This is a genomic window from Pseudomonas sp. AD21 (genome assembly GCF_002878485.1).
Classification (GTDB): domain Bacteria; phylum Pseudomonadota; class Gammaproteobacteria; order Pseudomonadales; family Pseudomonadaceae; genus Aquipseudomonas.
The window spans coordinates 32,864-53,325 of record NZ_NQYG01000021.1 but is presented as its reverse complement, the minus strand read 5'-3'; the positions used below and the strand labels follow the sequence as shown (position 1 = coordinate 53,325).

The window sequence follows — 20,462 nt, the reverse complement described above, 5'->3', positions numbered from 1 at the left end:
AGCGCGCGTTACAAGTGAATCAACCCAATCGAATGTTCAGGCTCTGAGCGTCGCCCGTGCGTGCAGCGCTGATCAGTTGTTGCCGTGCACCGGTGTTCATTGGGTTGAGCCAGGTCACGACCGTATGGCTTCGACCCAGACGCAGTGCTTCGCAGGCCAGTTGCTGAGCACTTTGCGCGCCCCGGGGTTGCAGCAGCAGAATGCGCTCGCGGTTAAGGCCGGCCTCGCGCAGCCAGGTCTGGGTCAGGCTGGCGGGAGGGGCGATCAGCGTCAGCCAGCGTGCGTCCTGATCTTCGCTCAGTTCGCGAAGGATCGGGGCGAGCAGGTTCAGGCAGTTCCCCGCCGCACCGCGCAGTGACAGCTCACTGAATACTTCCGGTTCGGCATTCCAGGGGCGCTCGACCACGTCTTTCAGGGTCGGCGCCATCGGTTGTGCCAGAAACGCTTCGAATAAAGGCAGTTGTGTTTGCTGAGGTGTGTGTGGGAACTGCATAAAGCCTCCTTTAGCGGCGGATTACGCCGACACTCAAGCCTTCGATCACCAGTTCCTGATCTTTCAGGTCGACTTCGATAGGGGCGAACTCGGGGTTTTCAGCAATCAGCCAGACTTTGCTGCCTTCGCGCTTGAAGCGCTTGACGGTCACTTCATCACCGATACGTGCCACGACGACCTGACCATTGCGTGCCTCGCGAGTGGTATGCACCGCCAGCAGGTCACCGTCGAAGATGCCGATGTCCTTCATGCTCATGCCGTGCACGCGCAGCAGGTAGTCGGCGCGGGGATGGAAGAAAGCCGGGTTGATGTTGCAGGATTCTTCGATGTGCTGCTGCGCGAGGATCGGTGCGCCTGCGGCGACCCGGCCAATGATCGGCAGGGTGGAGTCGTCAGCCTTGGCTTCGAAGCCCGGGATGCGAATGCCGCGCGAGGCGCCCGGGGTCATCTCGATGGCGCCTTTGCGTGCGAGGGCCTTGAGATGTTCTTCGGCCGCGTTCGGCGATTTGAAGCCCAGCTCCTGAGCGATTTCCGCGCGGGTTGGCGGGTAGCCGTTGTCTTCGAGGCAGCGTTTGATAAAGGCCAGAATCTCGGCTTGGCGTGGCGTCAGCTTTAGCATATTGATCGCTCTGTCTTTTTATACAGTGACTGGGATTATATACAGTGAAGCGGTCTTGGCAATGCCCGTTTTTTTGCAGGCCGCCGGACGGTCGGTGGTCGTGCTTATTAATGGGGCGGGCGAGTGTGGTTAAATAGCTGACCGACCATTCCCCAAACGAACTGGCAGGCTTGACAAGGCACAGGCTGAAACGTATGTTTCAAACAAGTGTTTGTCAGGCGGAGTAGCCATGGCCCAGTCGGAAACCGTTGAACGCATTCTTGATGCTGCCGAGCAGTTGTTCGCGGAGAAAGGTTTCGCCGAAACCTCATTGCGTTTGATCACCAGCAAGGCCGGCGTCAACCTGGCCGCGGTGAACTATCATTTCGGCTCCAAGAAAGCGCTGATCCAGGCGGTTTTCTCGCGCTTCCTCGGGCCGTTCTGCATCAGCCTCGACAAAGAGCTGGAGCGGCGTCAGGCCAAGCCTGAAAACAAGCCGACGCTTGAAGAACTGCTGGAAATCCTCGTTGAACAGGCGCTGGTGGTTCAGCCACGCAGTGGTAACGATCTGTCGATCTTCATGCGCTTGCTCGGCCTGGCGTTCAGCCAGAGCCAGGGCCACCTGCGTCGTTACCTGGAAGATATGTACGGCAAGGTATTCCGCCGCTACATGCTGCTGGTCAATGAAGCGGCACCACGCATTCCACCGATCGAGCTGTTCTGGCGCGTGCACTTCATGCTCGGCGCTGCTGCGTTCAGCATGTCGGGTATCAAGGCCTTGCGCGCGATTGCCGAGACCGATTTCGGCGTCAACACCTCGATCGAGCAGGTGATGCGCCTGATGGTGCCGTTCCTCGCGGCCGGCATGCGTGCCGAAACCGGTGTCACCGACCCGGCCATGGCGACAGCCCAACTGCGCCCGCGCAGCAAATCGACCCCGGTGGCCGCCAAGGTTTAACCGCACACGGGTGGGCGCAGCAGTTTACATCCGCTAAGCTAGCCGCCCATGTCGACTCTCGTTTTGAACCCGTTTCCCCTGACCATCGCCAACCTGCCGGGCATTGTCCTCGGTGGCGATGTCGTGCGAGACGGGTTTTTCGTTTTCAAGGAATCTCTATGACTGCTGGCCTGCAAGGCTCGTTGATGGTGGACGTCGCCGGTACTTGGCTGACGGCCGAGGATCGCCAATTTTTGCGCCAGCCCGAAGTGGGCGGCCTGATCATTTTTGCCCGCAACATCGAGCATCCGCGCCAGGTGCGTGAGCTGAGCGCCGCCATTCGCGCGATTCGCCCGGATCTGTTGCTGGCGGTGGACCAGGAAGGTGGTCGCGTGCAGCGCCTGCGCCAAGGCTTCGTGCGCCTGCCGGCGATGCGTGCCATTGCCGACAATCCGAATCCCGAATACCTCGCTGAGCAATGTGGCTGGATCATGGCCACCGAAGTGCTGGCGGTCGGCCTCGACCTGAGTTTCGCCCCGGTGCTGGATCTGGATTACCAGCGCAGCGCCGTGGTCGGCACCCGTTCGTTCGAGGGTGATCCCGAGCGCGCCGCTTTGCTCGCCGGGGCTTTCATCCGTGGCATGAACAGTGCCGGCATGGCCGCCACCGGCAAGCATTTCCCCGGTCACGGTTGGGCCGAAGCCGACTCCCACGTCGCGATCCCGAACGATGAACGCAGCCTCGACGAGATCCGCGCCAATGACCTCGTGCCGTTCGCACGGCTCAGCAAGCAGTTGGCGGCGGTCATGCCGGCGCACGTCATCTATCCGCAAGTCGATTCGCAACCTGCCGGGTTCTCCCGTCGCTGGTTGCAGGACATCCTGCGCGGCGAGCTGCAGTTCGACGGCGTGATCTTCAGTGACGACCTGTCGATGGCCGGTGCCCACGTGGTCGGCGATGCCGCCAGCCGTATCGAAGCTGCGCTCAGCGCCGGTTGCGACATGGGCCTGGTGTGCAACGACCGTGCTGCGGCCGAACTGGCCCTGAGTGCTGCACAACGAATGAAGGTCAAGCCGTCCGCGCGCATTGCGCGGATGCGCGGGCAGGCGTTCGCCAGCACCGACTACCGTCAGGACCCGCGCTGGCTTACCGCCATCGGCGCGCTCAAAGATGCTCAATTGATCGATTAAGGACTCATTCGTTATGACGGTTTACGCAATCATCGGTGGCACCGGCCTGACCCAGCTCGAAGGCTTGACCATTCGCCAGTCGCTGGCAGTCGACACGCCCTACGGCGCGCCATCGGCCGACGTGCAAATTGGCGAATACGCCGGCAAGGAAGTGCTGTTCCTCGCCCGTCACGGCCATCCGCACTGTTTCCCGCCGCACAAGGTCAACTACCGCGCCAACCTGTGGGCACTGAAGCAGGCTGGCGCCGAGGCGATCATCGCGGTCAACGCGGTGGGCGGGATTCACCCGGTCATGGGCACCGGACATTTCTGCGTGCCGCATCAGATCGTCGACTACACCAGCGGTCGCGAACACACGTTTTTCGCCGATGATCTGGAACATGTCACCCACATCGACTTCAGCTTTCCCTACAGCGAGCCGCTGCGTCAGCAATTGATCGCCGCGCTGGCTGCCGAAGGCTGCGAATACAGTGATCAAGGCGTTTACGCCTGCACCCAGGGCCCGCGTCTGGAAACCGTGGCCGAGATCGTGCGACTGGAGCGCGACGGCTGCGACATCGTCGGCATGACCGGTATGCCGGAAGCGGCACTGGCCCGCGAGCTGGATCTGGACTACGCCTGTCTGGCGCTGGTGGTGAATCCGGCAGCGGGCAAGACCACCGAAGTGATCACCATGGCCGAGATCGAGCAGGCGCTGCATGACGGCATGGGCAAGGTGAAGTCGACGTTGGCGCGGGTGTTGGCCAGCTAAGGGCTGCCCATGAGCATTTTCATCGAACAGCTCAAGTCGTTGGCCTGGACTCAGGAATTCACTAGCAAGGCGCTGGCCAAGGCTCGGGCTTATGCCGCCGAAGACCGGGTAGAGATCATCGAGATCGATGACAGAAAGATCGAGGCGTTCTGCGTCGGTTCGCAAGATCAGGCGTATGAACAAACCATTTACCTGTCCGAAGATCGGCTGGGCGTCAACTTGCGTTGCCTGTGCACCTGTCCTGTCGCTATCGACTGCAAGCATTGCGCTGCGGTGCTTTATCACCTGCAGGGCAGTGATCATAGTGCGTCTGAACGTGACGCACAGATCCTGCTGGGTCGGGCGCTGGAACATTGGCTTTCGACAATTCCGGTACCGGCCAAGCCCGCCGTAGAAGGCGCGCAAACCGCAGGCACGCGCCTGTTTTACAAGCTCAAGCCAACGTCAGTGAGCGGCAAGTGGCTGCTCGATATTTTCAAGGTCTCCCAGCTCAAGAGCGGCGAGTTACGCGAAGTCAAACCAATGTATTCGCTGGCGGAAATGCTCATGCGTCAGCCCGGCTACCTGTCCGAGCTGGATCTGCGCGTCGCCAGGCTGCTGGTTGCCATGCACTCCCATCACGCCTATTACAGCGGCTATCCGCTGGAAGGCAGCAGCGGCGCCGAACTGCTGGAAACGCTCCTGCGCACCTCGCGGCTGTTCCTCGATTTCGAAGATTTGCGACCGTTGGTGTCGGGCGCGAAACGCATCGGCCAGTTCGCCTGGGCCGAGCAGGCCGACGGCGGCTTCCGCGCGCAGTGGAGCAGTGCCGAGGCTGCGCAAGAAACTGTGCTGGCGCTGGAGCCGCTTTTTTACCTGGATCGTGAACAGCGGCAGATTGGCCCTCTGTTCAATGAACTGGAAGAAAAACTGGCCAGTCATTTGACGCTGGCGCCGGACATTCCGGCGCGTCAGGCCATGCAGTTCAGCCATCGCATGAGTGCGGCAACGAGAATCCCGGCGCCACACCGATTGACCGAACGAGTCATCGACGACGTACTTCCGCAGCCGCAACTGACCCTCGTCAGCGGTCGTGAGCGGTCTCGCTGGGAATACGTTCTGGAGCACCGCGCCGCCCTGGTGTTTACCTACAACGGCCAGCCGACGGTGGATCGCAACCCGGAAGTGATGATCCTCAACGGCACCGAAACCCAGCGCATTCAACGCCAGCCAGCGGTGGAAAAGAAACTGCGCCAGATCCTGCAAAAGCTCGGCCTCAAGAAAGCCACGCGCAAGAGCTCGCTGGATCGTCCCGGTGAGACGTTCACCTTGCCGGATGATTCCGCCTGGCTCGGGTTTATGCACGAAGGGCTTGCCACGTTGCGCGCCTCGAACTGGGAAGTGGAGATGAGTCCCGGCTTTCATTTCAATGTGCAACCGGTCGAGCATTGGTACGCCGAGGTCGAAGAAGAGGCTGGGCATCAGTGGTTTGATTTGCAGTTGGGTATCGTCGTCAATGGCCAGCGCTACAGTTTGCTACCGATCCTTCTGCACTTGTTGCGCACCCAGCCGCGCTTGCTTGACCCGGTCAATCTGGCACAACGCAGCGATGACGAAAAACTCCTGATCGAACTGAAGCCCAGCGGTTTTGGCGACCCTTCGGGGGCCAAGGTCGCGCTACCGCTGAGTCGGGTCAAACCGCTGATGGCCACGCTGGGCGAGTTGTACCTGGGCGGTCATCAGGGCGATGCACTGCGCTTGAGTGTCCCGGATGCCGCGCGCTTGAGCATGCTTGATGGTGTGCCGCTGGATTGGCAGGGTGGCGAGCGGCTGCGCGCCTTCGCCAAGCGATTGCAGAATTCCAGTCACACCCACGTCGCTGCGCCGGCCGGTCTTAACGCGCAACTGCGCCCGTATCAGCTCGAAGGCCTGAACTGGATGCAGACCCTGCGTGAGCTTGAGGTCGGCGGCATTCTGGGCGATGACATGGGGCTGGGTAAAACGCTGCAAACCTTGGCGCATCTGCTCACGGAAAAACACGTCGGTCGCCTCGATTGCCCGGCTCTTGCGGTGATGCCGACCAGCCTGATTCCCAACTGGCTCGACGAGGCAGAGCGTTTCACTCCGCAGTTGAAAGTTTTGGCGCTGCACGGCACGGGGCGGCAAAAGGATTTCGCTAATCTGGCTGAATACGATCTGGTGCTGACCACTTACGCTTTGCTGCCGAGGGATCTCGAGGTTCTACAGCCGCAGTTGTGGAGCGTGCTGATTCTCGACGAAGCGCAGAACATCAAAAACCCGATCAGCAAAGCGGCGCAAGCGGCCCGTGATCTGCAGGCCCGCCAGCGCTTGTGCCTGAGCGGCACGCCACTGGAAAACCACTTGGGCGAGCTGTGGTCGCAGTTCCACTTTTTGATGCCCGGTTGGCTTGGCGACAGCAAGTCCTTCAACCGCGATTACCGTACGCCAATCGAGAAGCACGGCAATGTTCAACGCATGCAGCACCTGACAGCGCGGATCAAGCCGTTTCTGTTGCGCCGTAAAAAGGATCAGGTGGCCACCGAGTTGCCGCCGAAAACCGAAATTGTCCATTGGGTCGATCTCAGCGACGGCCAGCGCGATGTCTATGAAACGGTTCGCGTGGCGATGGACAAAAAAGTGCGCGACGAAATCGCCCGCAGTGGTGTGGCGCGCAGTCAGATCATCATTCTCGATGCCTTGCTCAAGCTGCGGCAGGTCTGTTGCGACTTGCGCCTGATCAAGATGCCAATGACGGCCAAAGCGCTGCGTTCCGGCAGCGGCAAGCTGGTCAGTTTGATGGAGATGCTTGAAGAGCTGCTCGGCGAAGGTCGCAGAGTCCTGCTGTTCTCCCAGTTCACTTCGATGCTCGCTTTGATCGAGGAAGAATTGCAGCAACGGGACATTGCCTATTCGCTGCTGACCGGTGACACCACGGATCGGCGCACACCGGTCAAGGATTTTCAGGGTGGCAAGGTGCCGTTGTTTCTGATCAGTCTGAAGGCGGGCGGTACCGGTTTGAACCTGACCGCTGCGGACACGGTGATCCACTTCGACCCTTGGTGGAACCCGGCTGTGGAGAATCAGGCAACCGATCGTGCGTATCGAATCGGGCAAAACAACCCGGTGTTTGTTTACAAGCTGATTGCCCGTGGCACGGTGGAGGAGAAGATACAGGCGTTGCAGCAGGAGAAGGCTGCGTTGGCCGGGGCGGTACTTGAAGGCGGGTCGACGGGTGGCTGGAAACTGGAGCAGAGTGACATCGAGGCATTGTTCGCGCCGTTGCCTGTTTCCAAGGGTTGAGCCTGGGTTTTAACCGTTAGACCGAGGTGCCCCTATTCGCGAGCAAGCCCGCTCCCACATTGGATCTGTGGCGTTCACCAATCCAGTTTTTACAGGGATCTTGTGAATGCCAAAATTCTAATGTGGGAGCGGGCTTGCTCGCGAAAGCCATCTAATAGGCGACGAGGATATCAACGCTTATCGAGCTTATCCGGCAACGGCGCAAACAGCGCTTCAATATCATCACTCTGCAACTTCCAGTCCCCAGCCTTGCGCCCATCCAGCACGCCCGCCGCCAAGTCGGATTTTTCCTTCTGCAGGTGCTGAATCTTCTCTTCCACCGTGCCCCGGGCAATCATCTTGTAGACGAACACCGGTTTCTCCTGGCCGATCCGATAAGCCCGGTCGGTTGCCTGATTCTCGGTCGCCGGGTTCCACCACGGGTCGTAATGAATCACCGTGTCCGCTTCGGTCAGGTTCAAGCCAACGCCGCCGGCCTTCAGGCTGATCAGAAAGATCTGACGCTTGCCGCTCTGAAATTCCTTCACCGGCGTGCGCCGATCGCGAGTCTGTCCGGTCAGCAGGGCGTAGGCGACATTGCGTTTTTTCAGTTCGTCCTCAATCAGCGACAGCATCGAGGTGAACTGCGAGAACAACAGAATCCGCCGACCTTCCTCGAACAACTCCTCAAGCATTTCCATCAGGCTGTCGAGCTTGCCGGAACTGCTGCCGCGAGCGGGCAGAGTGGTGTCGTTGACCAGGCGCAGATCGCAGCAGACCTGACGCAGTTTGAGCAAGGCTTCCAGAATGATGATCTGACTGCGCGCCACGCCCTTGCGGGTGATCTCGTCGCGGACTTTCTTGTCCATCGCCAGGCGCATGGTCTCATAGACATCTCGCTGGGCTTCGTTGAGTTCGACCCAGTGGATGATCTCGGTCTTGGGCGGCAGCTCGGTGGCCACCTGTTCCTTTGTGCGGCGCAACAGAAACGGTTTTATCCGACCATTGAGGTGCTGAAGTCTGACTTCACTGGCACGCTTTTCGATGGGTACGCGGTAATCGGCGTTGAAGCTTTTGACGTCGCCGAGCCAGCCGGGCAGCAGAAAGTGGAACAGCGACCACAACTCACCGAGGTGGTTTTCCAGCGGCGTACCGCTCAGGCACAGGCGTTGACGCGCGTTGAGTTCGCGGGCAGCCTGCGCCGCTTTGCTGTTGGGGTTCTTGATGTACTGCGCTTCGTCCAGCACCAGCACGTGCAGCGGCTGTTGCGCCAGGCGCTCGACGTCCTTGGGCAGCAGCGCGTAGGTGGTCAGGATCAGGTCGAAGTCGGCCAGATGGTCGAAATGTTTTTTACGGCTGGCACCGTACAGCGCGACCACTTTCAGTTGCGGCGTGAAGTGCGCGGCTTCGTCGAGCCAGTTCGGAATCAGGCTGGTGGGCATGACCACCATGCACGGTCGATCCAGGCGTCCGGCGTTTTTCTCGCTGAGAATATGCGCCAGGGTCTGTAGGGTTTTACCCAGGCCCATGTCGTCCGCGAGAATCCCGCCGACCTCAAGTTGACGCAGTGACTGCATCCAGCTCAACCCTTCGAGCTGATAAGGGCGCAGCGTCGCGTTCAAACCTTTCGGTGTCTCGGCGGTGTAATCACGAATGTCGCGCAGACGTTGGGCGAAGCTGCGGATCTGTTCGCCACCTTCCCACAGCAGTGGAATGCCTTCCAGCGAGTTGAGCCGCGTGGCGTCGGCCTTGCTCAGACGCAGGGTGGTTTCGCCCGGCTCCTGCAAGTAAAACTCGCCCAGCGTCGCCAATACCGGTTTCAATCGGCCAAGGGGCAGGGCCACCTGCAGCGGCCCGTGCTCACTGTTGCGTTGCGGAATATTGACCAGAATCAGCTCGTCATCGCGCCGGCGCGCCAGGCGTTCCGGGTTGAGGATTTCCGTGTGCGAACGCATCAGGTTGAGCAGGATCGGCAACAGGCTCAGGCGTTCGCCATTGACGATGATCCCCAGTTCCAGATCGAACCAGTCGCGCTCCGGGGCCTGCTCGACGGTGGCGTACCAGTCGTCGACGGCGGTCAGATCGAAGCCGAATTCCTCGTCGATCTGCAATTCCCAGCCTTGGGTGCGCAACTTCGGCAGTTCGTTGAGGGTGAACGTCAGCCAGGCGCTGTCGTTGACCATCTCGTACAGCTCGCCGGCGCTTTCCGGCAGGGCTTTGCTCTGGCGGGTGGCGATACGAAAGCCGAGGATGCGTAACTGTTCGCGGTAGGACTGTTCCACTTCGGGGTGGCGTTTTATCCGCAGGGTCTGTGCTTCCTGGCGGATCAGGATGTCGCTGTTTTTCTGTCCGCTGACGTATTCATCCAGATAGCTGAACGACAGCGCCGCCCGATGCTGGATGTAGCGCTGCATCTTGCCGTTGCGCGGTTCGAACGCACTGAACTCGACGCTGGCCAGCCACAGGCGCGGCACCGGTTGCACGTTGTCCACCAGCACTTGCGGCGGTGCCTTGGGGCTGCGGTTTTCGAGGACGGCCTGGAGCTTTTCCAGCAGTTCGGCGTCTTTTGCGGCGGCAGGGTATTCGAGGGTTTCCTGCACTTGCAGTAGCACCGCTGCGCAGTGTTTGCAGTTGGTTCGTACCGGGCAGGTACAAGCGGCGTCAACCAGCAGCAGGGTGCCTTTGGCTGACTCGCGCAGGTGAATGGTCTGTCGGTAGACGTTACCGCCAGAGCCTTCGCAACTGGCGGTGATGGTGGCGTCGCCGACCTGGGCGATGCGTACTCGATTCTCCAGGGCGTAGCGGCGGCCACGCTCCAGGCTCTGTTCCTTGAATCGGCTGACCCAGGAGGGTGCCAACGGTTTACTCAGAGGCGGGGACATAAGGACTTCGATCAGTCCGGAATCGCTTCAGGGGCTTGCCGTGGGGCGGGCGCCGTCAGGGAGGTAATCTTGATCAGCAGGGCCAGGTGGCCGTTGTCGAGATAATTGAGTTGGCCGTTCTTGGTGTGGCTGTCCTGTTTCAGGCGTTCGCTGGCGGTGACCATGCCGTTGGCGTCGATCTGATTGACCCAGAAGTCGGCGTTCACGTCGGTGAAACGTCCCAGTTTCAGCTCCAGGGTACCCTCGATCGGGAACTGACCGAACTGTTCCTTGCCGTCGCTGACGGCCACCTTGGTCGGCGCTTCGCCGAGGGTCTGCTGCCAGGCCTTGTGCAGCAGCACGCTGTAATCGCCGCTGGCGGTGAGTTTGCTGGCCACGTCACCCAGTGCAGGTGTGCGCTGGCTGGCAGCGTCCAGTCGCTGGGCGCCGGCGGCCCAGTCTTCCGGGGCGGCACGGCTGATGATCGCCGGCACGGCGTTTTGCCGCACCAGGATCATTTCGACCTGATACAGGTCATCGGCAAACGCCATCGGTGCTACGAAGGTCAGTAGCAAAGTCAGTGAGCGAAACAGGCGCATGCGGCGTCCTTCAAACAGTTTTCGGGAGGAGGCGCTCGAACAGCGCCTCTACAGTATTAAAGCGCTCTTCCGGGCGCTCCATCGGCACCTGGAACTTGAACATCGTGGCGCCTTCGAATTTGTAGCGTTTTGGCTGAGTCTGGATCAGTTTGATCAAGGTCATCGGGTCGACTGGCGTCTGCGTGGCGAACTCGATGCGTCCACCTTGCGGGCCGCCATCGACCTTCTTGATGCCCAGCTGTTCAGCCTGCAACTTCAGCGCGGTGATGCGCACCAGGTTCTTGGTCGGCTCCGGCAACAGGCCGAAACGGTCGATCATCTCGACTTGCAGATCCTTCAGGCCTTCCTCGTCGGTGGCCGACGCGATGCGCTTGTAAAGAATCAGGCGTGCATGCACATCCGGCAGATAGTCTTCCGGAATCAGCGCCGGCACGCGCAGGTTGACCTCCGGGCCACCGCCGAGCGGTTGGTCGAGGTTCGGTTGCTCGCCCTTGCGGATAGATTTCACTGCGCGCTCGAGCATTTCCATGTACAGCGTGAAACCCACGGCCTGAATCTGCCCGCTCTGACCGTCGCCGAGCAGTTCGCCCGCGCCACGGATTTCCAGGTCGTTGGTCGCCAGCACGAAACCGGCACCGAGGTCCTGAGTATTGGCGATCGCTTCCAGACGTTTTTCGGCGTCCGAGGTGATTTGCTGGCGCGGCGGGGTCAGCAGGTAGGCGTAAGCCTGGTGGTGGCTGCGGCCGACGCGACCACGCAACTGGTGCAGTTGTGCCAGCCCGAACTTGTCGGCGCGCTCGATGATGATGGTGTTGGCGCTCGGCACGTCGATGCCGGTCTCGATGATGGTCGAGGCAATCAGCACGTTGAAGCGCTTGTGATAGAAGTCGCTCATCACCTGTTCGAGTTCGCGTTCGCGCATCTGCCCGTGGCCGATGCCGATCCGTGCTTCCGGCACCAGTTCGGCGAGATCCGCCGCGCACTTCTCGATGGTCTTCACGTCGTTGTGCAGGTAGTAGACCTGGCCACCGCGCAGCAGCTCACGCAGCAGGGCCTCTTTGACCGTGCTCTTGTTCTGCTCCATGACGAAAGTGCGCACCGACAAGCGTCGCGCCGGCGGCGTGGCGATGATCGACAGGTCACGCATGCCCGACACCGCCATGTTCAGCGTGCGCGGAATCGGCGTGGCGGTCAGCGTAAGAATGTCGACTTCGCTGCGCAGGGCCTTGAGCTGTTCTTTCTGACGGACACCGAAGCGGTGTTCTTCGTCGATGATCACAAGGCCAAGGTTTTTGATCTTCACATCGTCGGACAGCAGCTTGTGCGTACCTATGACGATGTCGATCTTGCCCTCGGCCAGATCGGCAATCGCCGCATTCACTTCCTTGGTCGATTTGAAGCGGCTCATCACTTCCACGGTCACCGGCCAGTCGGCGAAGCGGTCGCGGAAGCTGTTGTAGTGTTGCTGGGCGAGCAGGGTGGTCGGCACCAGAATTGCCACCTGACGACCGCCGTGCACGGCGATGAAGGCGGCGCGCATCGCCACTTCGGTCTTGCCGAAACCGACGTCGCCGCAGACCAGACGGTCCATCGGTTTTGGCGCGAGCATGTCTTCACGCACCGCTTCGATGGTCGACTGCTGGTCTGGGGTTTCTTCAAACGGGAAGCCGGCGCTGAACGTGGCGTAATCGGCTTTCGGGTCGGCAAACGCGTAGCCTTCGCGGGCGGCGCGACGGGCGTAGATGTCGAGCAGTTCGGCGGCGACGTCGCGTACCTGTTCGGCCGCTTTGCGCTTGGCTTTCTGCCAGGTCTCGGAGCCGAGGCGGTGCAGTGGCGCCAGTGCGTCATCGCTGCCGGTGTAGCGGGCGATCAGGTGCAGGTTGGCCACTGGTACGTAAAGCTTGGCGTTCTCGGCGTATTCCAGGGTGAGGAATTCGGCAGCCTGATTGTCGATTTCCAGAATCGTCAGTCCCAGATAACGCCCGACACCGTGATCGATGTGCACCACCGGTGCGCCTTCGCGCAGCTCGGTGAGGTTCTTGATCACTGCGTCGTTGTTGCCGTCTGCACGCTTCTCGCGACGACGACGCTGCATCACGCGTTGCCCGAACAACGGACTTTCCGCGACCAGTGCCAGCGCTGGATCATCCAGCATCAAGCCTTCGTCGAGCGGCGCGATGGTGATCGCCAGACGATCCTTGCTCGCAACGAAATCCGGCCAGCTGTCGACGGTTTTTGGTCGCAGCTTGAGGCGTTCGAGCAACTCCAGCAGGACTTCACGACGGCCCGCAGATTCGGCGGTGAACAGCACGCGCCCGGGGAATTCGTCGAGGAATGCCGAAAGCGCCGCCAGCGGTTGCGTGGCCTTGGCTTCGATCGCCAGATTCGGCAGCGCCTGTGCCGGAAAGCGTTCGCGGCCGGCACCGGTTTCCACGTCCTGCTGACTGGCGACCACGCGTGGCCAGCTCTTCAGGCGGGCAAAGCAGTCTTCCACCGGCAGGAACAATTCGGCGGGCGGCAATAAAGGACGCGAAGGGTCGACGCGGCGCTCTTCGTAGCGATTGCGCACGTCGTTCCAGAAGTTTTCCGCTGCTTGCTCGATGCCCGGCAGCGAGAACACCTGGGTGTCCTGCGGCAGGTAGTCGAACAGGGTCGAGGTTTCGTCGAAGAACAGCGGCAGGTAGTACTCGATACCGGCCGGAGTGATCCCGCTGCTCAGGTCCTGGAAGATCGGGCAGCGACGGAAATCGACGTCGAAACGCTCGCGAAAGCGCGCCTTGAAGCGGGTCACCGCATCTTTCTGCAGCGGAAACTCGCGGGCCGGCAGCAGCTTGACCGAATCGACCTTGTCGATGGAGCGCTGGTTTTCCGGATCGAAGGTACGCAGGGTTTCGATTTCGTCGTCGAACAGGTCGATGCGGTACGGCAGCTTGCTGCCCATCGGGAACAGGTCGATCAGTGCACCGCGAACGGTGAACTCGCCGTGCTCGTAGACCGTGTCGACGTAGCGATAGCCACTGGCTTCAAGCCGCGAGCGCATCTGTTCGACGTCGAGCTTCTGCCCGACATCCAGCACCAGGCTGCTGCCGAGCAGGAACTTGGTCGGCGCCAGGCGGTGCAGGGCGGTGGTGATCGGCACCACCAGCACACCGTGGGCCAGCTCCGGCAACCTATATAGGCTGGCGATGCGCTGGGAAATGATGTCCTGGTGCGGCGAGAACAGGTCGTAGGGCAGGGTTTCCCAGTCGGGAAAATGCAGGACGGGCAATTCCGGGGCGAAGAAACTCAGCTCCTGTTCCAGCCGTTCGGCACTCTGGCTGTCGGCGGTCAGTAGCAGGGTGAAGCGCTTGGCAGCGCTGGCAGCCTCGGCAATCGCGAGGCTGAGGGCAGCACCGGGCAGATTGCCCCAATGCTGTTTACCTGCCGCAGCAGGGAGAAGCGGTAGACGCAGAACGGGCACGGAAGGTTGAGCTCCAGGCTTTGCGACAAAGTCGGTAATTGTAGCGGCGTCCGGTGCCGCCTGTCAGTTGCAGACTGCGTCTATCTTCGCTGTTTGCACGAAATGTAGTGGTAACCATAAAAACGAGCACTTTTTTTGCGGTTATGTAGTGCCGAAATCGGCTGGTGTTACGGAGGGTTACAGACATCGTCTAACAGTCGTCGAAAAATTGACTGCGCTGAAAGCCCCGGTTTTACTGGGCTTGCGCGGGGCGTAATTTTTTTGAACGGAATTTTGTTACCGATTGCGCGACAAGCGCGCATTGCTACGCGAGGTTCTGGGCGGCATAATGTAGCCCCTTTTTTCTGCCCCTACATGTGGAAGGTTACCGTGACTCAGAAGCCCGACCAGTGTCTTGGTGAATGGATCGACCGTGAAGCACTCGCAGAAGCGATGATTCCGCTTATCGGTCAGCTCTACCGCAATAACAACGTGGTGAGCTCGATCTATGGCCGCAGCCTGATCAACCAGTCTGTCATCGCGATTCTCAAAGCTCACCGCTTTGCTCGCCACCGTTCTTCCGACGACAGCGAACTCTCCGTCCACGAAACATTCCCACTGCTCAAGGCGATGAGCGAGCTCAAGCTCGGCGCGGCTTCGGTAGACCTGGGCAAGTTGGCGTTCAAATTCCGCAGCGAAGGCAATGGCCGCAGTGCCGAGCAGTTCGTTCGCGAAGAGCTGGCTGACGTGGTTGGCCAGCAAAACGCTTCGGCCCGCAAAGGCACTGACGTGGTTCTGTACGGCTTCGGTCGTATCGGCCGTCTGCTGGCGCGCATCCTGATCGAGAAAACCGGTGGTGGCGACGGTCTGCGTCTGCGTGCCATCGTCGTGCGCAAAGGCGCCGACAACGACCTGACCAAGCGCGCCAGCCTGCTGCGTCGCGATTCGGTACACGGTCCGTTCAACGGCACCATCGTCATCGACGAAGAAAACAACACCATCACCGCCAACGGTAACCTGATCCAGGTGATCTACGCGAAGAACCCGACCGAGGTGGATTACACCCAGTACGGGATCAAAGACGCGCTGCTGGTGGACAACACCGGTGTATGGCGTGACGCCGATGGTCTGGGTCAGCACCTGCAATGCCCGGGTGTGTCCCGCGTTGTTCTGACCGCGCCTGGCAAAGGCAAGCTGAAGAACATCGTTCACGGTATCAACCACAACGAAATCACCGCTGACGACAAGATCGTGTCCGCCGCTTCCTGCACCACCAACGCCATTGTGCCGGTGCTGAAGGCTGTGAATGACAAGTTCGGCATCATTAACGGTCACGTCGAAACCGTTCACTCGTACACCAACGACCAGAACCTGATCGACAACTTCCACAAGGGTGATCGTCGTGGCCGTAGCGCCGCGCTGAACATGGTAATCACCGAGACCGGTGCTGCCACCGCTGCTGCCAAGGCCCTGCCTGAGCTGGCCGGCAAGCTGACCGGTAACGCAATCCGTGTTCCGACGCCAAACGTGTCGATGGCCATTCTCAACCTGAACCTTGAGAAAGCCGCCACCCGTGAAGAGATGAACGAGTACCTGCGCTACATGGCGCTGCACTCCGATCTGCACAAGCAAATCGACTTCGTCAACTCGCAGGAAGTGGTGTCCACCGACTTCGTGGGTTCGCGTCACGCCGGTGTGGTCGACGCTGAAGCGACCATCGTGCAGGACAACCGCGTTGTTCTGTACGTCTGGTACGACAACGAGTTCGGCTACAGCTGCCAGGTCGTTCGTGTGATGGAAGACATGGCCGGTGTAAACCCGCCAGCGTTCCCGCGCTAAGCACTCGCTGCAAATGAAAACGCCCCGACTTAGGTCGGGGCGTTTTTGTTTGTGTGTCCGGTGAATCTCTGTTGCCTGTGCTGGCCTCTTCGGGAGCAGGCCCCCTCCCACAGGTTCCCATGATGTTCACAGGTTTCTTGTACGACACAAAACCCTGTGGGAGGGGGGGCTTGCTCCCGAAGGCGTCCTAACGGGCGCCGCCGACTATCGAGGCTTGCGCAGTGCGCAATTCATGTTTATTACCCCGGAACAGTACCAGTGTCGCAATCAACCCCAGCACCGCCGCACCGCTGAGCCAGATCCCCGGCGCAGCCTTGTTGTCCAGCACGTGAATCAGGTAAGTGCAGGCTGCCGGCGTGAAGCCGCCGAAGGTTGCGGTCGCCAGGCTATAGGCCAGCGAGAACCCGGTGGTCCGCACTTCCACCGGCATGATTTCGGTCAGCGCCACCACCATCGCACCGTTGTACGAGCCGTACAGGAACGACAACCAGAGTTCGACGATCAGCAGATGACTGAAGCTCGGATTCGCCACCAGCCACGACAGCGCAGGGTAAGCGGTCAGGATCGCCAGAATGGTCGCCGCCAGCAGCAAGGGTTTGCGACCGATCTTGTCGGACAGCGATCCCATCACTGGAAGCCAGAAGAAGTTCGACAGACCGATGCACACCGTCACCAGCAGCGCGTCGAAATCCGACAGATGCAGTTCAGCCTTGCCGAAAGTCGGGGTGTAGGCGGTGATCAGGTAGAACGACACCGTGGTCATCACCACCAGCGCCATGCCGGCGATGACGATGCCGAAGTTCTGGCCGATCGAACGGACGATTTCCCGCAGGGTAGGGCGGTGTTTGCGCGCCTGGAATTCCGGGGTTTCCTCCAGCGAGCGACGAATGATGAAGATCGCCGGAACGATCATGCAGCCGATCAGGAACGGCACGCGCCAGCCCCATTCACCCATTTGCTCCGGACTCAGCCAATGGTTGAGGCCGACTCCGAGCAGGCCGGCAAACACCACCGCCGCTTGCTGGCTGGCAGACTGCCAACTGACGAAAAAGCCCTTGCGGCCCGGCGTGGCGATTTCCGCCAGATACACCGAGACACCGCCCAGTTCGACGCCGGCCGAGAAGCCTTGCAGCAAGCGGCCGAACAGCACGATCAGTGGGGCGGCGACGCCGAGGGTGGCATAGCCCGGCACGCAGGCGATCAGGATCGTACCGGCGGCCATCAGCGCGAGGGTAATGATCAGGCCCTTGCGACGACCATGGCGGTCAATGTAGGCACCGAGGAAGATCGCCCCCAGCGGACGCATCAGGAAGCCGGCACCGAACGTCGCCAGGGAGAGCATCAGGGAAGCGAAGGCGCTGTCGGTCGGGAAGAAGGTTTTGGCGATGGCCGTGGCGTAGAAGCCGTAGACCATGAAGTCGAACATCTCGAGAAAATTGCCGCTGACAACGCGAAAAATCGCTTTGCCTTTGCCCGTGGTGGAGGACATTGGTTCGTACTCTCTGTTGGCTGTCTTATTGGAAATCCCTGATCTAGACACGTCCTCGCCGTCACGCGGCAAACTCAGGCAGTACCCGTGAACAGTTTTGTAACCATATGTGTATAAAGATCGTTAGGCAACAACTGGTTAGGGCACTGCTTAAACGATATAGCCATTACGAAGGCCAGCATGACGCTATCAAGCGAATGAAAAACCTGTAGGAGTGAGCCTGCTCGCGATGGCGTCGTATCAGCCAATAGATCTTTTGCTGGGCCACCGCTATCGCGAACAGGCTCACTCCTGCAGGTTCTGGCGCATAATCTTCAGTTTTGTACTGTGTCAGAGGATTCGTTGTGGGGAGCAGGGGATTTGTCTAAAGGTTGGCTGATTGGCCTTTTGATGCTGGTGGGCACCTTGTCTGGCTGCGGCAGCGGCGATTCGATGGAAAGCTTCGGTGGCCCGACCATGGGCAGCACCTATTCGATCAAGTACGTGCGCCATGCCGGTCTTCCCGAGCCCGCGCGGGTTCAGCTTGAAGTGGAAAAAATCCTCGCCGAGGTCGACAGCCAGATGTCGACCTATCGCAATGACTCCGACATCGAGCGCTTCAATGCCTTGCCGGCGAACAGCTGTCAGACGATGCCGGCCTCCGTGCTCGAATTGGTCCGGGTTGGCGAACAACTGTCAGCCCAAAGCGAAGGCTCCTACGACCTGACCGTCGAGCCGCTGATGAACCTGTGGGGGTTCGGCCCGCAAGGTCGTGAAGAAAAAGTCCCCAGCGCAGCCGCAGTGGCCGAAACCCTGCAACGGGTCGGCTACCGGCATTTGCATATCGACGCTGACCGTTTGTGCAAGGATGCGCCGGTCGAAGTCGACTTCAACAGCATCGCCGCCGGTTATGCCGTCGACACCATTGCCGCCAGGCTCGAAGCCATGGGCATCCGCGACTATCTCGCCGAAGCCACGGGCGAACTGAAGGCCAAGGGCAAAAAGCTCGATGGCTCGGCATGGCGTATCGCGCTGGAGGAGCCGCGAGATGATCAGCAGGTGGCTGAGCGCGTCATCAATGTCGATGGTTACGGCGTTTCCACTTCCGGTGATTACCGCAATTATTTCCTGCAGGACGGTCGGCGCTATTCCCACACCTTCGATGCGCATAGCGGGGCGCCGGTCCTACACAACCTGGCGTCGGTCACGGTAATTCATCCTTCAGCGTTGATGGCCGATGGACTATCGACGCTGTTGCTGATTCTCGGGCCTGAACGGGCCTGGGACTATGCCGAAAAACATGACATTGGTGCATTCTTCGTGATTCGTGCCGATACAGGTTTCGTCATCCGCACCAGTGCGGCTTTCGAGCGCCTCAGTGGCGCAAAAGTTGACTGAGAACAGTACGAAAGCTGGCGTTGTAGTGCAGGCAAAAGTAGCCTACGACGCGACCAAGGGTTAATGTGCGCGGCGTTGACGCTTCTATAGACTGTGTCCGGGTTCTTTACTGGCCCCCAATTGTTCCTTCGCGCCGCGATTCGGCGTGATTTAGCCGCCGGTGCTGCTGGCACCGCGGCCTGTTCTGAGGAGTACGCATGGCTGTCTACAACTACGACGTGGTGGTGTTGGGTTCCGGCCCGGCGGGAGAAGGCGCGGCAATGAACGCCGCCAAAGCAGGGCGCAAGGTGGCGATGGTCGACAGCCGTCGCCAGGTCGGCGGTAACTGCACCCACCTGGGTACCATCCCGTCCAAGGCCCTGCGTCACTCGGTCCGGCAGATCATGCAGTTCAACACCAACCCGATGTTCCGGGCGATCGGCGAGCCACGCTGGTTCTCCTTCCCGGACGTGTTGAAAAGCGCCGAGAAAGTCATTTCCAAACAAGTCGCTTCGCGTACCGGCTACTACGCCCGTAACCGCGTCGACGTGTTCTTCGGCACCGGCAGCTTCGCCGACGAGCAGACCATCGAAGTAGTCTGCGCCAACGGCGTGGTCGAAAAGCTGGTGGCCAAGCACATCATCATCGCCACCGGTTCGCGCCCGTATCGCCCGGCGGACATCGATTTCCACCACCCGCGTATTTACGATAGCGACACCATCCTCAGCCTCGGCCACACCCCGCGCAAACTCATCGTTTACGGCGCCGGCGTGATTGGCTGCGAATACGCCTCGATCTTCAGCGGTCTGGGTGTACTGGTTGAACTGGTGGACAACCGCGGTCAGTTGCTGAGCTTCCTCGACTCGGAAATCTCCCAGGCGTTGAGCTACCACTTCAGCAACAACAACATCACCGTGCGCCACAACGAAGACTACGACCGTGTCGAAGGCGTGGACAACGGCGTGATCCTGCACCTCAAGTCCGGCAAGAAGATCAAGGCAGACGCCTTGCTCTGGTGCAACGGCCGTACCGGCAACACCGACGCGCTGGGTCTGGAAAATATCGGCGTGAAGGTCAACAGCCGTGGCCAGATCGAAGTCGACGAAGCCTATCGCACCTGCGTGCCGAACATTTATGGCGCCGGTGACGTGATCGGCTGGCCGAGCCTGGCCAGTGCCGCGCACGACCAGGGCCGTTCGGCAGCCGGCAGCATCGTCGATAACGGTAGCTGGCGCTTTGTGAATGACGTGCCGACCGGCATCTACACCATTCCGGAGATCAGCTCGATCGGCAAGAACGAGCAGGAACTGACCCAGGCCAAAGTGCCGTACGAAGTCGGCAAGGCGTTCTTCAAGAGCATGGCGCGTGCACAGATCGCCGGCGAGCCGCAAGGCATGCTGAAGATCCTGTTCCACCGTGAAACCCTGGAAGTGCTGGGCGTTCACTGCTTCGGTTATCAGGCTTCGGAGATCGTGCACATCGGTCAGGCGATCATGAACCAGCCGGGCGAACTGAACACGTTGAAGTACTTCGTCAACACCACGTTCAACTACCCGACCATGGCCGAAGCCTATCGGGTAGCGGCGTACGACGGCCTCAACCGGCTTTTTTGACGGGCTCCGGCCGGTGGC

Annotated in this window: 13 protein-coding genes; 7 read left to right on the top strand and 6 right to left on the bottom strand. The window is 60.3% G+C overall.

Translation table 11 applies throughout. The annotated features are described in order from the left end of the window. Positions 1-19 precede the first annotated feature (19 nt). A complete protein-coding gene (gene sulA / locus PseAD21_RS15045) occupies positions 20-493 on the bottom strand; it encodes an SOS-induced cell division inhibitor SulA (RefSeq protein WP_102356362.1) in 474 nt (157 codons plus the stop codon). Positions 494-503: 10 nt separating this feature from the next. Then, complete coding sequence (lexA, locus tag PseAD21_RS15040; RefSeq protein ID WP_003226590.1) at positions 504-1,112, bottom strand: transcriptional repressor LexA; 609 nt, start codon at positions 1,110-1,112, stop codon at positions 504-506. Positions 1,113-1,341: 229 nt separating this feature from the next. On the opposite strand from lexA, the gene PseAD21_RS15035 reads away from it, so the two are divergent. The 4 genes from PseAD21_RS15035 (at position 1,342) to PseAD21_RS15020 (ending at position 7,269) form a co-directional block, all read left to right on the top strand. Continuing rightward, positions 1,342-2,049, top strand: a complete 708-nt coding sequence (locus tag PseAD21_RS15035) for a TetR/AcrR family transcriptional regulator (RefSeq protein ID WP_007961819.1) — start codon at positions 1,342-1,344, stop codon at positions 2,047-2,049. 158 nt (positions 2,050-2,207) lie between these two features. Beyond that, positions 2,208-3,218: a beta-N-acetylhexosaminidase gene (gene nagZ / locus PseAD21_RS15030; RefSeq protein ID WP_102356361.1), complete on the top strand. Its 1,011-nt coding sequence runs from the start codon at positions 2,208-2,210 to the stop codon at positions 3,216-3,218. A 13-nt stretch (positions 3,219-3,231) separates the two neighbouring features. Further along, entirely contained in the window at positions 3,232-3,969 is a 738-nt protein-coding gene (locus tag PseAD21_RS15025; protein ID WP_102356360.1) for an S-methyl-5'-thioinosine phosphorylase, read from the top strand. 9 nt (positions 3,970-3,978) lie between these two features. After that, a complete protein-coding gene (locus PseAD21_RS15020) occupies positions 3,979-7,269 on the top strand; it encodes a DEAD/DEAH box helicase (protein ID WP_102356359.1) in 3,291 nt (1,096 codons plus the stop codon). A 170-nt stretch (positions 7,270-7,439) separates the two neighbouring features. Here PseAD21_RS15020 and PseAD21_RS15015 read toward each other — a convergent pair whose 3' ends face one another. From PseAD21_RS15015 to mfd, 3 genes are read right to left on the bottom strand one after another with little or no spacing between them, the layout of a single operon-like run. Continuing rightward, positions 7,440-10,130 carry a DEAD/DEAH box helicase gene (locus PseAD21_RS15015; protein WP_102356358.1) on the bottom strand — a complete coding sequence of 897 codons (2,691 nt, stop codon included), beginning with the start codon at positions 10,128-10,130 and terminating at the stop codon, positions 7,440-7,442. A gap of 11 nt (positions 10,131-10,141) precedes the next feature. Continuing rightward, on the bottom strand, positions 10,142-10,708 hold the full coding sequence (locus PseAD21_RS15010; protein WP_102356357.1) for a CsiV family protein: 567 nt from the start codon (positions 10,706-10,708) through the stop codon (positions 10,142-10,144). 10 nt (positions 10,709-10,718) lie between these two features. Then, the gene (mfd, locus tag PseAD21_RS15005; RefSeq protein ID WP_102356356.1) at positions 10,719-14,168 is read right to left on the bottom strand and encodes a transcription-repair coupling factor; all 3,450 of its coding nucleotides are present in this window, start codon (positions 14,166-14,168) and stop codon (positions 10,719-10,721) included. 354 nt (positions 14,169-14,522) lie between these two features. Between mfd and PseAD21_RS15000 the strand changes: the two genes are divergently transcribed. After that, positions 14,523-15,986: a glyceraldehyde-3-phosphate dehydrogenase gene (locus PseAD21_RS15000; RefSeq protein WP_025111064.1), complete on the top strand. Its 1,464-nt coding sequence runs from the start codon at positions 14,523-14,525 to the stop codon at positions 15,984-15,986. Positions 15,987-16,173: 187 nt separating this feature from the next. Here PseAD21_RS15000 and PseAD21_RS14995 read toward each other — a convergent pair whose 3' ends face one another. Beyond that, complete coding sequence (locus PseAD21_RS14995) at positions 16,174-17,475, bottom strand: MFS transporter (protein ID WP_102356355.1); 1,302 nt, start codon at positions 17,473-17,475, stop codon at positions 16,174-16,176. Positions 17,476-17,865: 390 nt separating this feature from the next. On the opposite strand from PseAD21_RS14995, the gene PseAD21_RS14990 reads away from it, so the two are divergent. After that, positions 17,866-18,852 carry an FAD:protein FMN transferase gene (locus PseAD21_RS14990; protein WP_102356354.1) on the top strand — a complete coding sequence of 329 codons (987 nt, stop codon included), beginning with the start codon at positions 17,866-17,868 and terminating at the stop codon, positions 18,850-18,852. 197 nt (positions 18,853-19,049) lie between these two features. Further along, positions 19,050-20,444 carry a Si-specific NAD(P)(+) transhydrogenase gene (gene sthA / locus PseAD21_RS14985; protein WP_102356353.1) on the top strand — a complete coding sequence of 465 codons (1,395 nt, stop codon included), beginning with the start codon at positions 19,050-19,052 and terminating at the stop codon, positions 20,442-20,444. The last annotated feature ends 18 nt before the right edge of the window (positions 20,445-20,462 follow it).